We start from the raw sequence: 19,335 nt of genomic DNA on the forward strand, positions 1-19,335 counted from the left end.
TTCTCGTGAAAAGCTACAATCGTCCCGAATTGAACCATAGATCCCGGATCCCTGCCATGCGACGCTCTTCACCTAGTTCCCTCTCACCGCCTGACAGCAAAGACCGGCAGCGTACCGACTGGGCAACCCTGAAAACCCTGTTCCCCTACCTGTGGGTCTACAAATGGCGCGTAATTGCCGCACTGGGCGCGCTGATCGGCGCCAAGATGGCCAACGTCGGCGTGCCGCTGGTGCTGAAAACATTGATCGACCAGCTTGCCATCGACCCGGCCCACCCGCAGGCGCTGCTGGTGCTGCCGCTGGGCGCGCTGGTGGCCTACGGCCTGCTACGCCTGTCGACCACGGTGTTCACGGAACTGCGCGAGTTCCTGTTCGCGCGCGTCACCCAGCGCGCCGTGCGCACGATCGCCCTGAAAGTGTTCAGGCACCTGCATGCGCTGTCGCTGCGCTTTCACCTGAACCGCCAAACCGGTGGCATGACGCGCGATATCGAGCGCGGCACGCGCGGCGTGAATTCGCTGATCTCCTACTCGCTCTTCAACGTGCTGCCGACCCTGGTCGAGATCACGCTGGTGCTCGGCTACCTGGTGATCAACTACGACAAGTGGTTCTCGATCATCACCGCGGTGGCGCTGGCCGCCTACATCACGTTTACGGTCGTCGTCACCGAATGGCGCACCCACTTCCGGCGCACGATGAACGACCTCGATTCGAAAGCCAACACCAAGGCCATCGACTCGCTGATCAACTACGAGACGGTGAAATACTTCGGCAACGAGGACTACGAAGCCAAGCGCTACGACCAGGGTCTGCAAAGCTACGAGAACGCGGCGGTGCGCTCGCAGACCTCGCTGTCGGTGCTGAACACCGGCCAGTCGCTGATCATCGCGACCGCCGTGACGCTGATCCTGTGGCGCGCCACCGAAGGCGTCATCGCCGGCACCATGACCCTGGGCGACCTGGTGCTGGTGAACTCGTTCATGATCCAGCTGTACATCCCGCTGAACTTCCTGGGCGTGATCTACCGCGAAATCAAGCAGGCGCTGGCCGACATGGAACGTTTGTTCGGCCTGCTCGACCAGAACCGCGAAGTGGCGGATTCGAAGGACGCGCAGCCGCTGGCCACCCGAGGCGCCAGCGTCGCCTTCTCGCATGTCGAGTTCAGCTACGAGGCGAAGCGCCAGATCCTGTTCGACGTCGATTTCACCATCCCGGCCGGCACCACCACCGCCGTGGTGGGCCACAGCGGTTCCGGTAAATCGACCCTGTCGCGGCTGCTGTTCCGCTTCTACGACGTGAACAAGGGGTCGATCAGCATCGACGGCCAGGACATCCGCAGCGTCACCCAAGCCTCGCTGCGATCGGCGATCGGCATCGTGCCGCAGGATACGGTGCTGTTCAACGACACCATCGAATACAACATCGCCTATGGCCGGCCCGGCGCGAGCAAGGACGACATCGTCGCCGCCGCGCGCGCCGCCTCGATCCACGACTTCATCGAGAGCCTGCCGGACGGGTACGGAACGATGGTGGGCGAGCGCGGTTTGAAATTATCGGGCGGGGAGAAGCAGCGCGTGGCGATCGCCCGCACCCTGCTGAAGAATCCGGCGATCCTGATTTTCGACGAGGCCACCTCCGCGCTCGATTCGAAGTCGGAACAGGCAATCCAGGCGCAGTTGAAGGAGATCGCCCGGAATCGCACCACACTGGTGATCGCGCACCGCCTGTCGACCATCGCCGACGCACAGCAGATCATCGTGCTCGACCACGGCAGGATCGTCGAGCGCGGTACGCACGGCAGCTTGTTGGCGGCGCAGGGTTTATATGCGCAGATGTGGGAACGGCAGCAGGCGCGGCCGGATGAGGAATTGGCGAGTCCGCCGCTGGAGTTGCAGGGGGAGTGAAGCGGGAATCCGCGTGGGCACGGAGCGCCCGGTAAGGCCGTGGGCGAGGCCATTGGCCACGCCCACCCCTACGAATCGTTAACGTGTCCCGTAGGGTGGGCGCCCCGTGCCCACGTGGGATTCAAAGCGCCGCTAGCATCCCACGCCACAACGCCCTGCACGCATCAATACGTCGAAAACATCTTCTGAATATCCCGCGTATTGGTCGTCTTGGTCAGCGCCAGCATCAGCAGGATACGCGCCTTCTGCGGCGACAGATTATCCCCCGCCACGAAGTCCAGCTCGTCGTCGTTCGCCTCGCCATTCCGCGCCACGATGCCCTGGCCGACCCTGCTTGACCTCACGATCAGCACGCCCTTCTTACGCGCGGCGGAGAGCGCCGGACGCACCTTGGCCGGCAGCGAGCCGTTGCCGACACCCGCGTGGATCAAGCCCTTGGCACCCGATGCCACCAGCGCCTCGACCGCGACCGGCCCCACGTTCGCATGCGCGTACGCGATCTCCACTTGCGGCAGGGTCGACAGGTTCATCACGTCGAACTCCGTCTCCACCGTATGCTTGCGCGTCGCCGTGCGATAGAAATACGGCTTGCCGCCCTGGATGTAGCCCAGCATGCCCAGTTCCGACGCCTTGAAGGTGTCGGTGGTCGTCGTGTTCGACTTGGTGACATCGCGCGCGCCGTTGATCTGGTCGTTCATCGCGACCAGCACGCCGCGGCCGATGGCCTCCTGCGAACCGGCCAGCATCACCGCGTTGTACAGGTTGATCGGGCCGTCCGCCGACAATGCCGTCGACGGACGCATCGAGCCGACCACCACCACCGGCTTCCTGCTCTTGACGACCAGGTTCAAGAAATATGCCGTCTCTTCCAGCGTGTCGGTGCCGTGGGTGATGACGATGCCGTCGACGGTCGGCTGCGCCAGCAGGGTGTTGACGCGCTTGGCGAGAAGCAGCCAGTGCTCGTTGCCCATGTTCTCGCTGGCGATCTGGAACACCTGCTCGCCGCTGACGTTGGCGATCTTCGTCATTTCGGGCACGGCCTGGATCAGCGTCTGGATGCCGACCGTGGCCGCCGTGTAGCCGACCGTGGTGGTGCTGGTGGCGCCGGTGCCGGCGATCGTGCCGCCGGTGGCGAGGATGGTCACGTTCGGCAGTGTCGACGTCTGGGCCTGCGCTGCCAGCGAGAGGCAGAACAGGAACCCGAACAGCGCAGCAGCCGAGCGGGCGGTTTTCTGGAACAGCATGGACTTCTCCTTCAACTAAAAACTAGGGCGCCTTACAGCTTCTTGTAGACGACGCCGTCCTTCATTACAAACTTGACTTGTTCGAGCAACTTGACGTCGCGCAGCGGGTCGCCCTCGACCGCGACGATGTCGGCCGCGAAGCCCGGCGCGACCATGCCCAGGCGCTGCGGCTGGTCGAGCAGCGCGGCGGCGTTGACGGTCGCGGCGCGGATCGCATCGATCGGGCTCATGCCCGCTTCGACCATGTAGCCGAACTCCTTGGCGTTCTCGCCGTGCGGGAACACGCCGGCGTCGGTGCCGAAGGCGATCTTCACGCCGGCCTTGTGCGCGCGCGCGAAGGTCGCCTGCAGCTGCGGGCCGATGGCGGCGGCCTTCGGACGCACGAGGGCCGAGTAGTACGATGGATCCTTGGCCTTGTCGGCGACGTAGCGGCCGGCCGAAATGGTCGGCACGTACCAGTGGCCGGTCTTCTTGAACAGGGCCACGGTCTCGTCGTCCATCAGGGTACCGTGCTCGATCGAGTCGACGCCGGCGCGCAGCGCGCGCTTCATGCCTTCGGCGCCGTGCGCGTGCGCGGCCACGCGGAAGCCATAGTCCTTGGCGGTGCTGACGATGGCGCGCAGTTCGTCCTCGGTGTACTGCGAGTTCTGGCCGTTCGGCGCCTGGCTCAGCACGCCGCCGGTGGCGGTGATCTTGATCAGGTCGGCGCCTTCCTTGTAGCGGGCGCGCACGGCTTGCCTGCCGCCTTCGGGACTGTCGATCACGCCTTCGCTCGGGCCCGGCGTGCCGATGGCTTCGCCCAGGAAGTGCGACAGGTTGTTGGTCGGGTCGGCATGGCCGCCGGTGGTGGCGATCGATTTACCGGCCGTGAACATGCGCGGGCCGGGAATGGCGCCCGCCGCGATCGCGCGTTTCAAGGACACGTTCAGCGCCTGCTCGGCGCCCAGGTCGCGCACCGTGGTAAAACCCGCCATCAGGGTGCGCTCGGCATACTTGACCGAACGGTAGGCCAGGTCGGCCGGGTCGGCGGTGAGGCGGTCGCGGTAGGCCTCGACGGCCGGCGCGGTCTCGCCGGTCAGGTGCACGTGCATGTCGATCAGGCCGGGCAGGCAGGATTGCTTCGACAGGTCGATGTGGCCGGCCCCAGGCGTCGTGGGGCCGATCGACTTGATGGTGCCGTCTTCGATCACGATGCTGACGCGCTCGCGCCAGGTGCCGCTTTTCACGTCGAGCAGGCGGCCGCAATCGACGGTCTGGGTAGCGGCGTGGGCGCCGTTCAGTGCAAGCAGCATTCCTGCCGCGACGAGCTGTTTCATCTTCTTGTCTCCATGCTTGTTTATAAAAAAAGGCCTCCCATCGCTGGAAGGCCCCGTGTGTCCTTGTTGCTGATTAGCGCAGCGGCGAAGTCGCGACGTCCTTGTGCGGCACCGGCTCCTCGAGGTCGCCCTCCCATTTCGCGACGACGGCGGTGGCGATGCCGTTGCCGATCACGTTGGTGGCCGAACGCGCCATGTCGAGGAAGTGGTCGATGCCCAGCAGGAGCAGCAGGCCCGCTTCCGGGATGTTGAACTGGGCCAGCGTGGCGGCGATCACGACCAGCGAAGCGCGCGGCACGCCGGCCATGCCCTTCGAGGTCAGCATCAGCACCAGCATCATCATGATCTGGGTCGACATCGGCAGGTCGATGCCGTAGGCCTGGGCGATGAAGACGGCGGCGAAGGTGCAGTACATCATCGAGCCGTCGAGGTTGAACGAGTAACCGATCGGCAGGACGAAGGCGGCCAGGCGGTTCTTGACGCCGAATTTCTCGAGGCCTTCCAGGGTTTTCGGGAAGGCCGCTTCCGACGAAGCGGTCGAGAAGGCCAGCAGGGTCGGTTCCTTCAGCAGGCCGATCAGGCGCAGCACGCGCGGGCCGAGGAAGGCCATGCCGATGCCGATCAGGATCACCCACAGCAGCACGATGCCGAGGTAGAACTCGGCCATGAAGATGCCGTAGGTTTGCAGCACGCCCAAGCCGCTCTTGGCGACGATGCCGGCCACCGCCGCGAACACCGCGATCGGCGCGAAGTTCATCACGTAGCCGGTCACTTTCAGCATGACGTGGGCGACGCCGTCGATGGCGTCGATCATCGGCGTGGCGCGCGCGCCGACCGCGGCGGCGGCGGTGCCGAAGAACAGCGAGAACACGACGATCTGCAGGATCTCGTTCTTGGCCATGCCGTCGGCGATCGAGGACGGCACCAGGTGGGTGATGAATTCCTTCAGGGTCAGGCCGGTGGTGGTGATGCCCGACGAGGTGCCGACCGGCGGCAGGTTGCCGGCCAGGGCCATCGCGTCGCCCGGACGGAACAGGTTCACCAGGATCAGGCCCAGCGACAGCGAGATGACGGAGGCGATCACGAACCAGCCCAGCGCCTTGACGCCGATGCGGCCCACTTCCTTGGCGTCGCCCATGCGCGCGATGCCGACCACCAGGGTCGCGAAGACCAGCGGTGCGATGATCATCTTGATCAGGCGGAGGAAGAGCGTCGTCACCAGCGACATCGTGTCGGCGAAGCCGGCGGGATTCGCGGCGTTCACGTTGACGAAGTAGCCGACGACGATCCCCAGCGCGAGGCCGATCAGGATATAAGTGGTGAGACGGTTTCGATTGTTCATGGACTGCTTCCTGTAGTCGGCCTGCGCGTTCGGCCTGGCCTGCCCGGATTCGTGGTCGTGGGCAGCCTGGCTGGATAATAAGGGTGGTTCTGCGTGCGAACGAGGGATCGTTCTGAGTATCTTGGCAAGTTCCGCAGTATCCTAGGGGCTGTTAGTGCTGTCAAGCACGGTCAAAGGTGTGGCAGGAATGATAAAAAAATGATTGAAATCGACAAGGTCAGCAAATGGTACGGCGACTTCCAGGTGCTCGCCGATTGCAGCACCCGGGTGGCCCGCGGCGACGTGGTGGTGGTGTGCGGCCCGTCCGGTTCCGGCAAGTCGACGCTGATCAAGACCGTCAACGGCCTGGAGCCGGTGCAGGCGGGCGCGATCCGCGTCGACGGCGTGCTGGTCACCGACCGCAAGACCGATCTGCCCAAGCTGCGCGCGAAGATCGGCATGGTGTTCCAGAACTTCGAACTGTTCCCGCACCTGTCGGTCACGGAAAACCTGACGCTGGCGCAGGTGCGCGTGCTCGGGCGCGCGAAGGGCGAGGCGATCGAGCGCGGCCTGCGCTATCTGGATCGGGTCGGCCTGCTGGCGCACAAGGACAAGTTCCCGGCCCAGCTCTCCGGCGGCCAGCAGCAGCGCGTGGCGATCGCGCGCGCGCTGGCCATGGATCCGGTGGCGATGTTGTTCGACGAGCCGACTTCCGCCCTCGATCCGGAAATGATCGGCGAAGTGCTGGAGGTGATGGTGACACTGGCCCAGGACGGCATGACGATGATGGTCGTTACCCACGAAATGGGTTTTGCGCGCAAGGTGGCCGACCGCATCGTCTTCATGGACCACGGCCGCATCGTCGAGGACAGCCCGAAGGACGCCTTCTTCAGCGCCCCTCGCTCGGAGCGGGCGCGCGAGTTCCTGGCCAAGATCATCCATTAAGGGCCGGGCGCCTGGCGTATTGCCATCCTGATCATGGGTTGTCGCCGGCGACGGCGGGCGCGGCGCGCCATTCCCTATACAGGTAAAATGACGCCGTCCCGCAATCCGAGAGCCGCCATGTCCACCATCGAGATCCCGCAATCCATCACCATCACCCGTCCAGACGACTGGCACCTGCACCTGCGCGACGGCGCGGCGCTGGCCAGCGTGCTGCCGCATACGGCGCGCCAGTTCGCGCGTGCGATCGTGATGCCGAACCTGAAGCCGCCAGTCACGACGACCGCTGCCGCCGCGGCCTACCGCGAGCGCATCCTGGCAGCGCTGCCGGAGGGGATGCAGTTCGAGCCGCTGATGACGCTTTATCTGACTAACAACACCGATCCGGATGAGATCCGGCGCGCGATGGACAGCGGTTTCATCCACGCGGTCAAGCTCTACCCGGCCGGCGCCACCACCAATTCGGATGCCGGCGTGACCGACCTGCGCAACTGCTACAAGGTGCTGGAAGTGATGCAGGAAGTGGGCATGCCGCTGCTGGTGCACGGCGAAGTGACCGACCACGACATCGACCTGTTCGACCGCGAAGCCGTCTTCATCGAACGCGTGATGCGCCCGCTGCGCCGCGACCTGCCGGCCCTGTCCATCGTCTTCGAACACATCACGACGAAAGATGCGGCCCAGTACGTGGCCGAGGCCGAAGGCCCGATCGCCGCGACGATCACCGCGCACCACCTGCTCTACAACCGCAACGAGATTTTCAAAGGCGGGATCCGGCCGCACTATTACTGCCTGCCGGTGCTGAAACGCGAAGAACACCGCTTGGCGCTGGTGACGGCCGCCACCAGCGGCGACGAGCGCTTCTTCCTCGGCACCGACTCGGCCCCGCACGCGGTCGGCGCGAAAGAGTCGAGCTGCGGCTGCGCCGGCTGCTACACGGCGCTGCACGCGATGGAGCTGTACACGCAAGCCTTCGCCGACGCCGGCGCGCTCGATAAACTGGAAGCCTTCGCCAGCTTCAACGGCCCCGCCTTCTACGGCATGCCGAGGAACGAAGGCACGGTCACCCTGACGCGCGAATCGTGGACGCTGCCGGCCACCGTGCCGATGGGAGAGCACCAGCTGGTGCCGCTCAATGCGGGCGAGCGCATCGACTGGAAGATGGTCTAAGTGGCGTCGGCGCAGTTGTCCGCGCAGTTGTCCGCGCAATTGTCCGACCTTGCGCTGATCGACTGGTCGCGGCCATGGTATGACGCCGTGCGCCCGGCCTTCGATGCCCTCGGGCTGGAGGACGGGGAGTTCGCCGGCGCCTTCAACCGCCAGGCCGCGCTGCTGGCGCTGCGCAACCACCGCGGCCTGCCGCTCGCCTTTGTGCCGCAGGAGTCACTGCCCGAAGGGACGGCGTATGAAGCGTTCATCAGCGCCACCGGCAATGTCCCGACGCGCGACAACCTGCATGACTTCTTCAATGGCCTTGTGTGGCAGACCTTCCCGTCTATCAAGCGCGAACTGAACGCCCTGCAGGCGGCGCAGATCGAAGCGTCCGGCGGCAGCAAGGCGCGTGGCCCGGCGCGCGACGCCGCCACCATTTTCGATGAGAACGCGGCGCTGCTGGTGGTGCGCGCATCGAGCGAGGGGCGCGAACTGGTTGACGAACTGCGCGCCCACTGCTGGGAAGCCGCGCTGTTCGAAAAGCGCGCCATGTTCGGCCCTGATGCCGAGTTGTGGCTGTTCGGGCACGCGCTGATGGAAAAGCTCGTTGCGCCGCGCAAGGCGATCACGGCGCACGTGCGCATCGTGTTCGCCGCGGACGAGTACTTCGGGCTCGACGCCGCTGCCCGGCGGGCCTGGCTTGACGCCACGGTGGCACGGACGCTGCGCGACGAGGGCCTGGCGACCGCGGGCTTCACCCCGCTGCCGGTGCTCGGCGTGCCGGGCTGGTGGCCGGATCAGGATCGGGCCTTTTATCTGGACGCGAGCGTCTTCCGTCCGAAACGGGCCGCCTAGCTGCGGTGAATCCGCAACGCGGCGTGGCGTTTACCTCGCGTCTGTATGTTGACATCCTATCATGGGGGCGAATACTCGGAGCCGCTGTTCCGATTCCCTTCGCCTTCCTGGAGCTTGACCATGCACTTCCTTCGCGCCGCCGTCCTGGCCGCCTGCCTGCTGCCGTTCGCCGCCCACGCGGCGCCGGTTCCCGTCCCTGCCGACAAGATGGCCTATGTCGGCGACTGGCAGGGCAAGGACATGCGCATCCAGATGGCCAAGGACGGCAAGGTCAAGTACATGCGCAACCGCCCCGGCAAGCAGATGGATCTCAGCGTCGACCTGCAGGGTTTTAATGGCGATAACTTCGACGTCGGCGTCATGCTGGTGCGCTCGACCTTCGTCGTCAGCAAGCCGCCGCATCGCGTGGGCGACACGTGGAAGATGACGGTCGATGGGGTGGAGCTGACGAAAGTCGAGTGATGCCGCGTGCTTGACCCGTAGGGTGGGCGGGTGACCCGCCCACCCTACGAACCCATGCATGCGCCCCGGTTCGGCGACTGATGTATATTTGTTATCGTTAATCAACCAACACTGACGATAACGAACCGCCGATGAAACGATTCCCTATGCTGGCGCTCGCGCTGCTGCCCCTGTTTGCCGCCAACGCCCACGCCAGCCCCCAGTCGGGCGCGCAGCGCACGCCGATGCTCGTTCCCGCCACCACCACGGCGCCGCCCTGCAAGGCCCCGTTCTGGTCGTACACGGATGCGGACGGCAAGCTCTCCGACAAGACGCTGTGCGGGGTGTCCGTGCTCTATTCTGCCCGTCAGCGCGGAATGTACGTCGACCGGTATCGGGCGGCATTCCGGAATGGGGTGCTCACGGGTATCGAGCGCGTCGACGATGTGACGCGCAATATTCGTCCCGCCGAGTGGACGGAGGTCGGTAAGGTCGAGGGGCCGAGCGGCCTGTGGTGGGGGCGCAATCCCCAGACGGGCGCCGTGGCGGTCGGTTACGAATCCTACGATTTCATCGTCCGTCACTTCCAGTTGAATTTCGCGGAGATCATGCGCAGGGAAGGCGCGCCGGCGGCAGTCCAGTTACAGATGGACGCCTTGCAGAGCCGCTTCTCTCCGTTTCCCGCAGCGCAGATGCGCTACGTCCAGTCCGCGCCGAGCCAGTCCTTCCTCTCGGGCGGACTGGGCGGAATGCGGGGCGACGACAACAAGCACAAGCCGGCGCCGATCACCAATGCGCAGGTGAGCATCGCGACGCTGCCGGATCTGCAAGGGACGCTGACGTTCAATATCGAGATCCAGGGCAAAGTGCGCACGTATGAGATCCCCTTGAAAAACAACCTCGACGACGGCGACGATCCGCGCGTTGAAGTGCACAAGCTGTTCCGGCTGCGCCACGGCATCCGGGAGGGAAACCGGATCGTGAACTGCAAGCCGGTCACCTGCCGTTATCCCTACTATGACGTGGCGCGCAAGGCGAGCGAAGGGTATGCCGCGTCGGGCTCCTTCTTCGGCCCGAACTCGGAATACCTGGCGATCAAGATCGCGCTCGAGGTCGATATCCTCGAGCGCAGCAAAAGCGGTGTGAGAACGGATGGCATCGTGATCCTGCGCGCACAACGCTAAGAGCTCACACCTTCAAAAACTCTTCGCGCCCGCCGAGCCAGCGCGCCAGGTGCGCATCGACGATCTCCACGTTCGGCCCGACCTCGCTTTCGAGCAGGCTGGCGGCGATGTCGCGCGCATGTTCGACCAGCCACTGGTCGGTCTCGAGATCGGCGAAGCGCAGCATGGCCTGGCCCGACTGGCGCGCCCCCAAAAATTCGCCCGGCCCGCGGATCTCCAGGTCGCGCCGCGCAATTTCAAAACCGTCGGTGGTCTCGCGCATCGTCAGCAGCCGCTGCTTGGCCACCTGGCCGAGCGGGCTTTGGTACAGCAGCAGGCAGACGCTGGCCGCCGAACCGCGCCCGACGCGCCCGCGCAGCTGATGCAGCTGCGACAGGCCGAAACGCTCGGCGTGCTCGATCACCATCAGCGAGGCATTCGGCACGTCGACCCCGACTTCGATGACGGTGGTCGCCACCAGCACGTGCACCTCGCGCGCGGTGAACGCATCCATCACGGCCTGTTTCTCGGCCGGCTTCATGCGGCCATGCACCAGCCCCACCTGCAGGTCGGGCAGAGCTTCGGCCAGGGTCTCGTAGGTCTCGGTCGCCGTCTGCAGCTGCAGCGCCTCCGACTCTTCGATGAGCGGACAGACCCAGTACACCTGCCGTCCTTCGAGCGCGGCCGCGTGCACGCGCTCGATGACCTCGTCCCTTCGGTTCTGGTCGATGGCGCGGGTGACGATCGGGCTGCGGCCGGGCGGCAGTTCGTCGATCACCGACACTTCCAGGTCGGCGTAATACGTCATGGCCAGCGTGCGCGGGATCGGCGTGGCCGACATCATCAACTGGTGCGGCACCAGGCCCTCGCTGCCCTTGTTGCGCAGGGTGAGGCGCTGGCCGACGCCGAAGCGGTGCTGCTCGTCGACGATCACCAGGCCCAGCTTGGCGAACTGCACCGTGTCCTGGATCAGCGCGTGGGTGCCGATCACGAGCCGCGCTTCGCCCGATTCGACCATCTCGCTGGCCGCCACCTTGTCCTTCTTCTTCAAGCTGCCCGTCAGCCACGCGACCTTCACGCCGAGCGGTTCCATCCAGGCCGCGATCTTCCTGAAATGCTGTTCGGCCAGGATCTCGGTCGGCGCCATCAGCGCGGCCTGGTAGCCGGAGTCGATCGCCTGCGCCGCGGCCAGCGCGGCCACCACCGTCTTGCCGCTGCCGACGTCGCCCTGCAGCAGGCGCTGCATCGGATAGCCTTCGCGCAGGTCGGCGCGGATCTCCTGCAGCACACGTTGCTGGGCGCCGGTCAGGCTAAAGGGCAGCACACCCAGCAAACCTTCGGTCATCCGGCCAAGCGCGCGCAACTGGGGCGCGCCCTTGTCGCGCCGTGCGCGCTGGGCCCGTTTCAGGGACAGTTGCTGCGCCAGCAGTTCGTCGAACTTCATGCGCGTCCAGGCCGGATGCGACTTTTCCATCAGCGCGTATTCGTCCACGTCGACGGGTGGATAGTGCAGCAGTTTGACGGCCGGTTCGAAGTCGATCAGGCCCATCTGGCGGCGGATCGCGGCCGGCACGGTGTCGACCCAGTTCACGCGCCGCATCGCTTCCGCGATCGCGCGGCGCAGGATCGGCTGCGACAGGCCTTCGCCCGACGGATACACGGGCGTGAGCGAGGTCGGCAAGGGCGCGTTCTCGTTCACCACTTTATAGGTCGGGTGCACCATCTCGGCGCCGAAGAAGCCGTGCTTGATCTCGGTACGGGCACGCACGCGCACGCCTTCAGCCAGCTGTTTTACCTGGCTGCCGTAGAAATTCATGAAGCGCAGCAGCAGCTCGCCGCTGTCGTCGGCGATGGTGACGAGCAGCTGGCGCCGCGGTTTCAGGGCGATCTCGTTCTTGATCACGACGCCCTCGACCTGCGACACATGGCCGCCGCGCAGGCAGGCCTCGCGGATCGGCACGATCTTGGTCTCGTCCTCGTAGCGCAGCGGCAGGTGCAGGATCAAGTCCATGTCGCTGCGCAGGCCGAGCTTGGCGAGCTTGGTTTGTGTCGTTTTCGGGGCGGGTGGCGTCTTGGGAGCGGGCATAGATACAGCAGTTTGGCGTGCAACAGCGTAAAATAGAGGGTTCGCCGTACGCATTTGGGGCCATATTGTAAGGGCGCCAGCACTCATTTTCCCAGAATTGAACAGAACGCACTTGCTTATGTACTCGCTCTCCGACTTCGATTTCCATTTGCCGCCCGAGCGCATCGCGCAATTGCCGCTGCCGAACCGCAGCGCCTCGCGCCTGCTGCAGCTCGATGGCGACCAGATCCTTGACCGCCACTTCGCCGACATCGTCGACCAGCTCCAGCCCGGCGACCTGCTGGTGATGAACAACACGCGCGTGTTGAAAGCGCGCTTCTTCGGCGTTAAGGAAACCGGCGGCCAGGTCGAAGTCCTGGTCGAACGCGTGCTGGACAACCGTACCGTGCTGGCCCAGGTGCGCGCCTCCAAGTCGCCCAAGCCCGGCAACCGCATCCGCCTGGCCGACGCTTTTGACGTTACCACCGGCGAGCGCGCCGGCGAGTTCTTCACCCTGCATTTCGAGGGCGATGTTTTCGAGCTGATCGAAGCCCACGGCCGCCTGCCGCTGCCGCCGTATATCGAGCACACGGCCGACGAATTCGACGAGCAGCGCTACCAGACCGTGTATTCGAAAGAGCCGGGGGCAGTGGCCGCGCCGACCGCCGGCCTGCACTTCGATCAGCCGCTGCTCGACAAGCTGAAAGAGAAGGGCGTCAACTTCGCCTACGTCACCCTGCACGTCGGCGCCGGCACCTTCCAGCCGGTGCGCGTGGAAGACCTCTCGCAGCACCACATGCACACTGAGTGGTACACGATCGGGCAGGAGACGGTCGACGCCGTGTGCGCCGCCAAGGCGGCCGGGCGCGATGTGGTCGCCGTCGGCACGACCAGTTTGCGCGCGCTGGAATCGGCCTCGCAAACGGGCGAGCTGGTCGCGGGCAGCGCCGATACCGCCCTGTTCATCACGCCCGGCTACAAGTTCAAGACCGTCACGCGCCTGATCACCAATTTCCACCTGCCGAAGTCGACCTTGCTGATGCTGGTGTCGGCCTTTGCCGGCTATGCCGAAATCCGCAAGGCCTATGCCCATGCGATCGCCAACGAATACCGTTTCTTCAGCTATGGCGACGCCATGCTGCTGACCACCCAATCTCGTCAATAAATACGATGCTCGAATTTACGCTTCTTAAAAAAGACACCAGCGGCCTGTCGCACGCGCGCCGCGGCCGCCTGACCCTGAACCACGGTACCATCGAGACGCCGATCTTCATGCCGGTCGGTACCTATGGTTCCGTCAAGGCGATGGATCCGGTCGAACTGAAGACCGTCGGCTCCCAGATCATCCTCGGTAACACCTTCCACCTGTGGCTGCGCCCGGGCATCGACGTGTTCAACAAGTTCGGCGGCCTGCACGGCTTCATGGGCTGGGACAAGCCGATCCTGACCGACTCGGGCGGCTTCCAGGTGTTCTCGTTGGGCGCGATGCGCAAGATCACGGAAGAGGGCGTCACTTTTGCCTCGCCGATCGACGGCTCGCGTAAATTCCTGTCGCCGGAAGTGTCGATGCAGATCCAGCGCGCGCTGAACTCGGACATCGTGATGCAGTTCGACGAATGCACGCCTTATGAAATCGACGGCCGCGCCGCTACCGCCGAAGAAGCGGCGAAGTCGATGCGCATGTCGCTGCGCTGGGCCCAGCGCTCGATGAACGAATTCACCGGCGGCGGCAATCCGAACGCGCTATTCGGCATCGTCCAGGGCGGCATGTACGAGCACCTGCGCGACGAATCGCTGGCCGGCCTGGAAGACATCAACTTCCCGGGCCTGGCGATCGGCGGCCTGTCGGTGGGCGAGCCGAAGGAAGACATGCAGCGCATCCTGGCCCACGTCGGCCCGCGCCTGCCGGAAAACAAGCCGCATTACCTGATGGGCGTCGGCACGCCGGAAGACCTGGTCGAAGGCGTGGCGAACGGCGTCGACATGTTCGACTGCGTGATGCCAACCCGGAACGCCCGTAACGGCTGGCTGTTCACGCGCTTTGGCGACGTCAAGATCAAGAACGCGCGTTATAAGGAAGACACGGCGCCGCTGGACGAATCCTGCGACTGCTACTGCTGCAAGAACTTCTCGCGCGCCTACCTGCACCACCTGCACCGCTCGAACGAGATCCTCGGTGCGCGCCTGAACACGATCCACAACCTGCACTATTACCTGAACCTGATGCAGGAAATGCGCGATGCGATCGATGCGGATGGGTTCCACGCCTTCCGCCTGCAGTTCGCGGCCGACCGCGCCCGCGGGATTTAAATCGCTGGCCGTCGTGCACCGTAGGGTGGGCATGCCCACGCGTACGTGCCGCGGCAATCCACAAAAATCGCGCTCGCAACGGCGGGCCGATTTCCGGCCGTGTCCGGTGCACGCGATCTTGCTCTCACGCGCGACAACGCGTGGGCATGCCCACCCTACGGCACGCCGTCGCCAACGAATTTCCTTAATTTCCAACTTGCAATTTATGAATGTCATTCCCACATACCGTGGAATGGCCGCTGGCAGTTCGCCGGTGCTAGAATACAGCGCTGTTTTTTTTATCTCACAATCGGAGTCCTTGTGTTCATTTCCACCGCGTACGCGCAAACCACCACCGCTGCCGACCCTGGCCTGATGGGCAACCTGACGACCTTCGCGCCACTGCTGATCATGTTCGTGGTCATGTATTTCCTGATGATCCGCCCGCAGCAGAAGCGCCAGAAGGAAATGAAAGCAATGATGGACGCGCTGGCCAAGGGCGACGAAGTCGTCACCGCCGGCGGCATCCTGGGCCGCGTCGTGCAGGTGAAAGACGCCTACGTGACCCTGGAAATCGCAGCCGGCACTGAAATGGTCGTGCAGAAGAACGCAGTCACCACGCTGCTGCCGAAGGGTACGCTCAAGTCCCTGTAAGCCCGCGCCGCGGCCTCTCTATATAGAAGGGCCGCGCCGCTTCAATACCCCAACGCTGGAACACTATGAATCGCTATCCCGTCTGGAAATACATACTGATCGCTGTCGCGCTCCTGCTGGGTGCGCTGTACACGGCGCCTAACTACTTTGGCGAATCGCCGGCGTTGCAGGTCACGACCGGCAAGACGACAGTCAAGATCACGAGCGAGACCACGTCCCGGGTCGCGGACGTGCTGAAACGCGAAGGTGTTCCCGCGAACCAGGTCAGCCTGGAAGGCTCGGGCAACTCGACGGCCGTGCGTGCGCGTTTCGCCACCACCGATGCCCAGTTCAAGGCCAAGCTCGCGCTCGAGCGCCAGCTGAACCGCGACGCCACCGACCCCGATTACATCGTCACCGTCAACCTGGTCAAGAATACCCCGGCCTGGATGCAATCCCTGCGCGCGCTGCCGATGAACCTCGGCCTCGACCTGCGCGGCGGCGTCCACTTCCTGCTGCAAGTCGATTCCAAGGCCGTGCTGGAAACCAAGGTCAAGGGCACCCAGGCCAGCGTGCGCAGCATCCTGCGCGACAAGAACGTGCGCCATACCGGTATCGAGCGCAGCGGCAATACCGTGGAAGTCAGCTTCCGCGACGAAGCCACCCGCAGCGCCGCCCGCAACGCCCTGTCGGCCCAGGTGCAGGATCTGGCCTTCGCCGACGCCGCCGACGGCACCGACCTGAAACTCCTCGTCACCCTGAAGCCGGAAGCGCTCAAGCGCACCGTCGAAGAAGGCGTGAACCAGAACATCACCACGCTGTCCAAGCGGATCAACGAACTGGGCGTGACCGAGCCGGTCATCCAGCGCCAGGGCGCCGACCGCATCGTCGTGCAGCTGCCGGGCGTGCAGGACGTGGCCCGTGCGAAAGACATCATCGGCCGCACCGCGACCCTGGAAATGCGCATGGTCGATTCGACCATCACCCCGGGCACCGAACTGTCGGCCGCCATCCCGCTGAACTCGGAACTGTTCACCGAAGGCCGCGGCGCCCCGGTCGTGGTGTCGAAAGACATCATCATCACCGGCGACTACATCTCCAGCGCCGTCGCCACCTTCGACCAGAACCAGCAGCCGGCCGTCTCGCTCGACCTGAACGGCGACGGCGGCCGCAAGGTACGCCTGGCCACCCGCGAAAACATCGGCAAGCGCATGGCGATTTTGCTGAAGGAGAAGGGCAAATACACGGTGCCGACGGCCCCGACCATCCAGGGCGAACTCGGCTCGACCTTCCAGATCACCGGCATCGGCACCATCGAGGACGCCAACGAACTGGCGCTGCTGCTGCGTTCGGGCGCGCTGTCGGCGCCGATGGAATTCATCGAGGAACGCGTGGTCGGCCCGCAGCTGGGCGCCGAAAACATCAGCCGCGGCCTGCATTCGACGGTTTGGGGTTTCGCTGCGATCGCCTTCTTCATGATCGTCTACTACCACATGTTCGGCGTCTTCAGCGCGATCGCACTGGCGGCCAACGTGATGTTCCTGCTGGCCCTGCTGTCGATGCTGCAGGCAACGCTGACCCTGCCGGGCATCGCCGCTATCGCGCTGGCGCTCGGTATGGCCATCGATTCGAACGTGCTGATCAACGAGCGCATCCGCGAGGAACTGCGTGCCGGGGCGACGCCGCAGCAAGCGATCACGAACGGCTTCAGCCATGCCTGGGACACGATTTTCGACTCCAACGTGACCACCCTGATCGTCGGCCTGGCGCTGCTGATCTTCGGTTCGGGCGCGGTGCGCGGCTTCGCCGTCGTCCACACCCTCGGCATCCTGACCTCGATGTTCTCGGCCGTGTTCGTCGCCCGCGGCATCGCCAACCTCTGGTACGGCCGCCGCGGCAAGAAACTGACCAAGCTGTCCATCGGCACCGTCTGGAAGCCAGGCCTGCCTGCTGAAAAGAATTAAAGACTAGGAATCGTCATGGAATTTTTCAAAATCAAACGGGACATCCCGTTCATGCGCCACGCGTTGATCTTCAACGTGATCTCGGCGCTGACCTTCGTGGCCGCCGTGTTCTTCCTGGTGACCAAGGGCCTGCACTTCTCGGTCGAATTCACCGGCGGCACCGTGATGGAACTGCGTTATCCGCACGCGGCCGACCAGGAAAAGATCCGCGCCACGCTGCGCGGGATCGGCCATGAAGCGCCGGAGGTGGCCAGCTTCGGCACCGCCCAGGACATCATCCTGCGCCTGCCGCCGGTGAAAACCGCTGCCGGCGCCACCGTGTCCTCGGAAGCCTTCAATGCGATCTGCGCGTCGGAAGCGGGTACGCCGAAGCAGATCTCCGTGCTTGAAAAGGGCCAGCAAGTGGCGCGCACCACCTGCGCCAACGCCGCCGGCGCCGAGCTGGTGACGCTGCAGCGCGTCGACTTCGTCGGCCCGCAGGTCGGCGACGAACTGGCCACCGACGGCCTGAACGCGCTGATCATGGTCGTGGTCGGCGTCGTGATCTACCTGGCCGTGCGTTTCGAGTGGAAGTTCGCCGTCGCCGCCATCCTGGCGAACCTGCACGACGTCGTCATCATCCTCGGCTTCTTCGCCTTCTTCGAGTGGGAATTCTCGCTGACGGTGCTCGCGGCCGTGCTCGCGGTGCTTGGTTACTCGGTCAATGAATCGGTCGTCATCTTCGACCGGATCCGCGAAACCTTCCGCAAGCAGCGCAAGATGAGTGTGACCGAGGTCATCGACCACGCGATCACCAGCACCATTTCGCGCACGATCATCACCCACGCCTCGACCCAGATGATGGTGCTGTCGATGCTGCTGTTCGGCGGCCCGTCGCTGCACCACTTCGCAATGGCGCTGACGATCGGTATCTGCTTCGGTATCTATTCGTCGGTGTTCGTCGCCGCCGCGCTGGCCATGTGGTTCGGCGTCAAGCGCGAAGACCTGATCAAGCCGGTCAAGGAAAAGGACGAAACGGACGGCGCCGTCGTCTAAGCGTCCGCTTCAATAAAAATGCCGCCCTGCTGCAAAACGGGCGGCATTTTTCATTCCGGGGATCGGGCGTGGCGCCTGTGCTTCATCGCTTAATCGATTTTTACAAAGGAAATTGTCTGAATGTGACATTTCCTTCTCATGTGTGAGTTATCGCACAGAGGCGCGGGAGGGCGGAACCGTATAGTGGAACTGTCTCTTTCAGGACATCCCTAGTTTTGGACTTCACCCGCTCCCCCTCGGAGCGGGTTTTTTTTTGCCCCTTCCGCCAGCGGACACAAATGTCGAGAAAATGTCACAAATGTGAACTGGCGCACAGAGTGTGCGGGAACCGGGAAGTAATATGGACTCGTCTCTTTCAGGACATCCCTAGTTTTGGACTTTGCCCGCTCCCTGAGCGGGCATTTTTTTTGGTGCATCGGATCGAAGTCCCATCATCCGTTCGCGCGCAGCCGTTATTTTTTTGTACGGCGGGAGCAGGCTACCGAGATAGAATCGGTGTCAATACCGCTCAGCTACCCGATCCATACCGTGCACATCACAAACATCCTGGTTGTACTGGCTGTCCTCGTTTCATCGGCGGGTGTCGCGATTCATCTCGGCGCCCTGGTCGCCGGCCTGTCCTGGCTCGTGTTCTTCAATGCGCCGGCGAGCGTCGTCGATTCGTACAAGGCCGGAACATGGTTCGCGCCTGTCAGCTGCGTCGTCATTGCCGCACTCATGGCTACCTGCGGCTATTACGCGGCGTCGGTGCTCGGCTGGGTTCGGCGCCCGCCGCTGCAACGCCTTGGCCTGGCCACGATGGCCGCCATCTGCATGATCCGCGCCTTGCTGTTGCCGATCCTGGCGGTCTCGAACCCGGAACTGCGCAATACCTTCGAGATTGTCGCGGCCGCCGTATGGGGCCTCGCAGGGATCGGTTTTATGGCGGCATTCGTGCTCGCCCGAGCCCGGCGTGAGCAATCCGGGATATTGCCCTCATTGGACGCGGCTTGACCGTAGGGTGGACGGCTG

The 19,335-nt window shown here is 64.3% G+C and carries 16 protein-coding genes; 12 read left to right on the forward strand and 4 right to left on the reverse strand.

Annotation, left to right across the window (positions count from 1 at the left end):
• Positions 1-56 precede the first annotated feature (56 nt).
• Positions 57-1,904 (forward strand): ABC transporter ATP-binding protein/permease, encoded by a 1,848-nt coding sequence (locus ASF77_RS06550; protein ID WP_056336532.1) that lies wholly within the window; start codon positions 57-59, stop codon positions 1,902-1,904.
• A gap of 164 nt (positions 1,905-2,068) precedes the next feature.
• On the opposite strand, the gene ASF77_RS06555 is transcribed toward ASF77_RS06550, so the two are convergent.
• The 3 genes from ASF77_RS06555 to ASF77_RS06565 form a co-directional block, all read right to left on the reverse strand.
• Positions 2,069-3,148: a type II asparaginase gene (locus ASF77_RS06555; protein ID WP_056336535.1), complete on the reverse strand. Its 1,080-nt coding sequence runs from the start codon at positions 3,146-3,148 to the stop codon at positions 2,069-2,071.
• A 32-nt stretch (positions 3,149-3,180) separates the two neighbouring features.
• Positions 3,181-4,464, reverse strand: coding sequence for an amidohydrolase family protein (locus ASF77_RS06560; protein ID WP_056336539.1), 1,284 nt, complete (start codon positions 4,462-4,464; stop codon positions 3,181-3,183).
• A gap of 73 nt (positions 4,465-4,537) precedes the next feature.
• Positions 4,538-5,806 carry a dicarboxylate/amino acid:cation symporter gene (locus tag ASF77_RS06565; RefSeq protein ID WP_056336542.1) on the reverse strand — a complete coding sequence of 423 codons (1,269 nt, stop codon included), beginning with the start codon at positions 5,804-5,806 and terminating at the stop codon, positions 4,538-4,540.
• A gap of 198 nt (positions 5,807-6,004) precedes the next feature.
• Between ASF77_RS06565 and ASF77_RS06570 the strand changes: the two genes are divergently transcribed.
• From ASF77_RS06570 to ASF77_RS06590, 5 genes are all read left to right on the forward strand, one after another.
• On the forward strand, positions 6,005-6,730 hold the full coding sequence (locus ASF77_RS06570) for an amino acid ABC transporter ATP-binding protein (protein ID WP_056336545.1): 726 nt from the start codon (positions 6,005-6,007) through the stop codon (positions 6,728-6,730).
• A 117-nt stretch (positions 6,731-6,847) separates the two neighbouring features.
• Positions 6,848-7,897, forward strand: a complete 1,050-nt coding sequence (gene pyrC / locus ASF77_RS06575) for a dihydroorotase (RefSeq protein WP_056336548.1) — start codon at positions 6,848-6,850, stop codon at positions 7,895-7,897.
• On the forward strand, positions 7,898-8,734 hold the full coding sequence (locus ASF77_RS06580; protein WP_229445291.1) for a DUF3025 domain-containing protein: 837 nt from the start codon (positions 7,898-7,900) through the stop codon (positions 8,732-8,734).
• A gap of 120 nt (positions 8,735-8,854) precedes the next feature.
• Positions 8,855-9,196 carry a hypothetical protein gene (locus ASF77_RS06585; RefSeq protein ID WP_082493617.1) on the forward strand — a complete coding sequence of 114 codons (342 nt, stop codon included), beginning with the start codon at positions 8,855-8,857 and terminating at the stop codon, positions 9,194-9,196.
• A gap of 146 nt (positions 9,197-9,342) precedes the next feature.
• Positions 9,343-10,359 carry a hypothetical protein gene (locus tag ASF77_RS06590; RefSeq protein ID WP_056336550.1) on the forward strand — a complete coding sequence of 339 codons (1,017 nt, stop codon included), beginning with the start codon at positions 9,343-9,345 and terminating at the stop codon, positions 10,357-10,359.
• Positions 10,360-10,363: 4 nt separating this feature from the next.
• Here the strand turns inward: ASF77_RS06590 and recG are convergent, their stop codons facing one another.
• Complete coding sequence (gene recG, locus ASF77_RS06595) at positions 10,364-12,424, reverse strand: ATP-dependent DNA helicase RecG (RefSeq protein ID WP_056336554.1); 2,061 nt, start codon at positions 12,422-12,424, stop codon at positions 10,364-10,366.
• A gap of 118 nt (positions 12,425-12,542) precedes the next feature.
• Here recG and queA point away from each other — a divergent pair, with 118 nt between their 5' ends.
• From queA to ASF77_RS06625, 6 genes are all read left to right on the forward strand, one after another.
• Complete coding sequence (gene queA, locus ASF77_RS06600) at positions 12,543-13,568, forward strand: tRNA preQ1(34) S-adenosylmethionine ribosyltransferase-isomerase QueA (protein WP_056336557.1); 1,026 nt, start codon at positions 12,543-12,545, stop codon at positions 13,566-13,568.
• 5 nt (positions 13,569-13,573) lie between these two features.
• Positions 13,574-14,713, forward strand: a complete 1,140-nt coding sequence (tgt, locus tag ASF77_RS06605) for a tRNA guanosine(34) transglycosylase Tgt (RefSeq protein ID WP_056336560.1) — start codon at positions 13,574-13,576, stop codon at positions 14,711-14,713.
• Between the two features lie 300 nt (positions 14,714-15,013).
• Positions 15,014-15,346, forward strand: coding sequence for a preprotein translocase subunit YajC (yajC, locus tag ASF77_RS06610; protein ID WP_056336563.1), 333 nt, complete (start codon positions 15,014-15,016; stop codon positions 15,344-15,346).
• A gap of 65 nt (positions 15,347-15,411) precedes the next feature.
• Positions 15,412-17,289, forward strand: coding sequence for a protein translocase subunit SecD (gene secD / locus ASF77_RS06615; protein ID WP_056336565.1), 1,878 nt, complete (start codon positions 15,412-15,414; stop codon positions 17,287-17,289).
• Between the two features lie 15 nt (positions 17,290-17,304).
• Positions 17,305-18,324 (forward strand): protein translocase subunit SecF, encoded by a 1,020-nt coding sequence (gene secF / locus ASF77_RS06620; RefSeq protein ID WP_056336568.1) that lies wholly within the window; start codon positions 17,305-17,307, stop codon positions 18,322-18,324.
• Between the two features lie 372 nt (positions 18,325-18,696).
• Entirely contained in the window at positions 18,697-19,317 is a 621-nt protein-coding gene (locus tag ASF77_RS06625) for a hypothetical protein (protein ID WP_056336571.1), read from the forward strand.
• Positions 19,318-19,335 lie beyond the last annotated feature (18 nt).

It is taken from the genome of Massilia sp. Leaf139 (assembly GCF_001424165.1).
Lineage (GTDB): Bacteria > Pseudomonadota > Gammaproteobacteria > Burkholderiales > Burkholderiaceae_D > Telluria.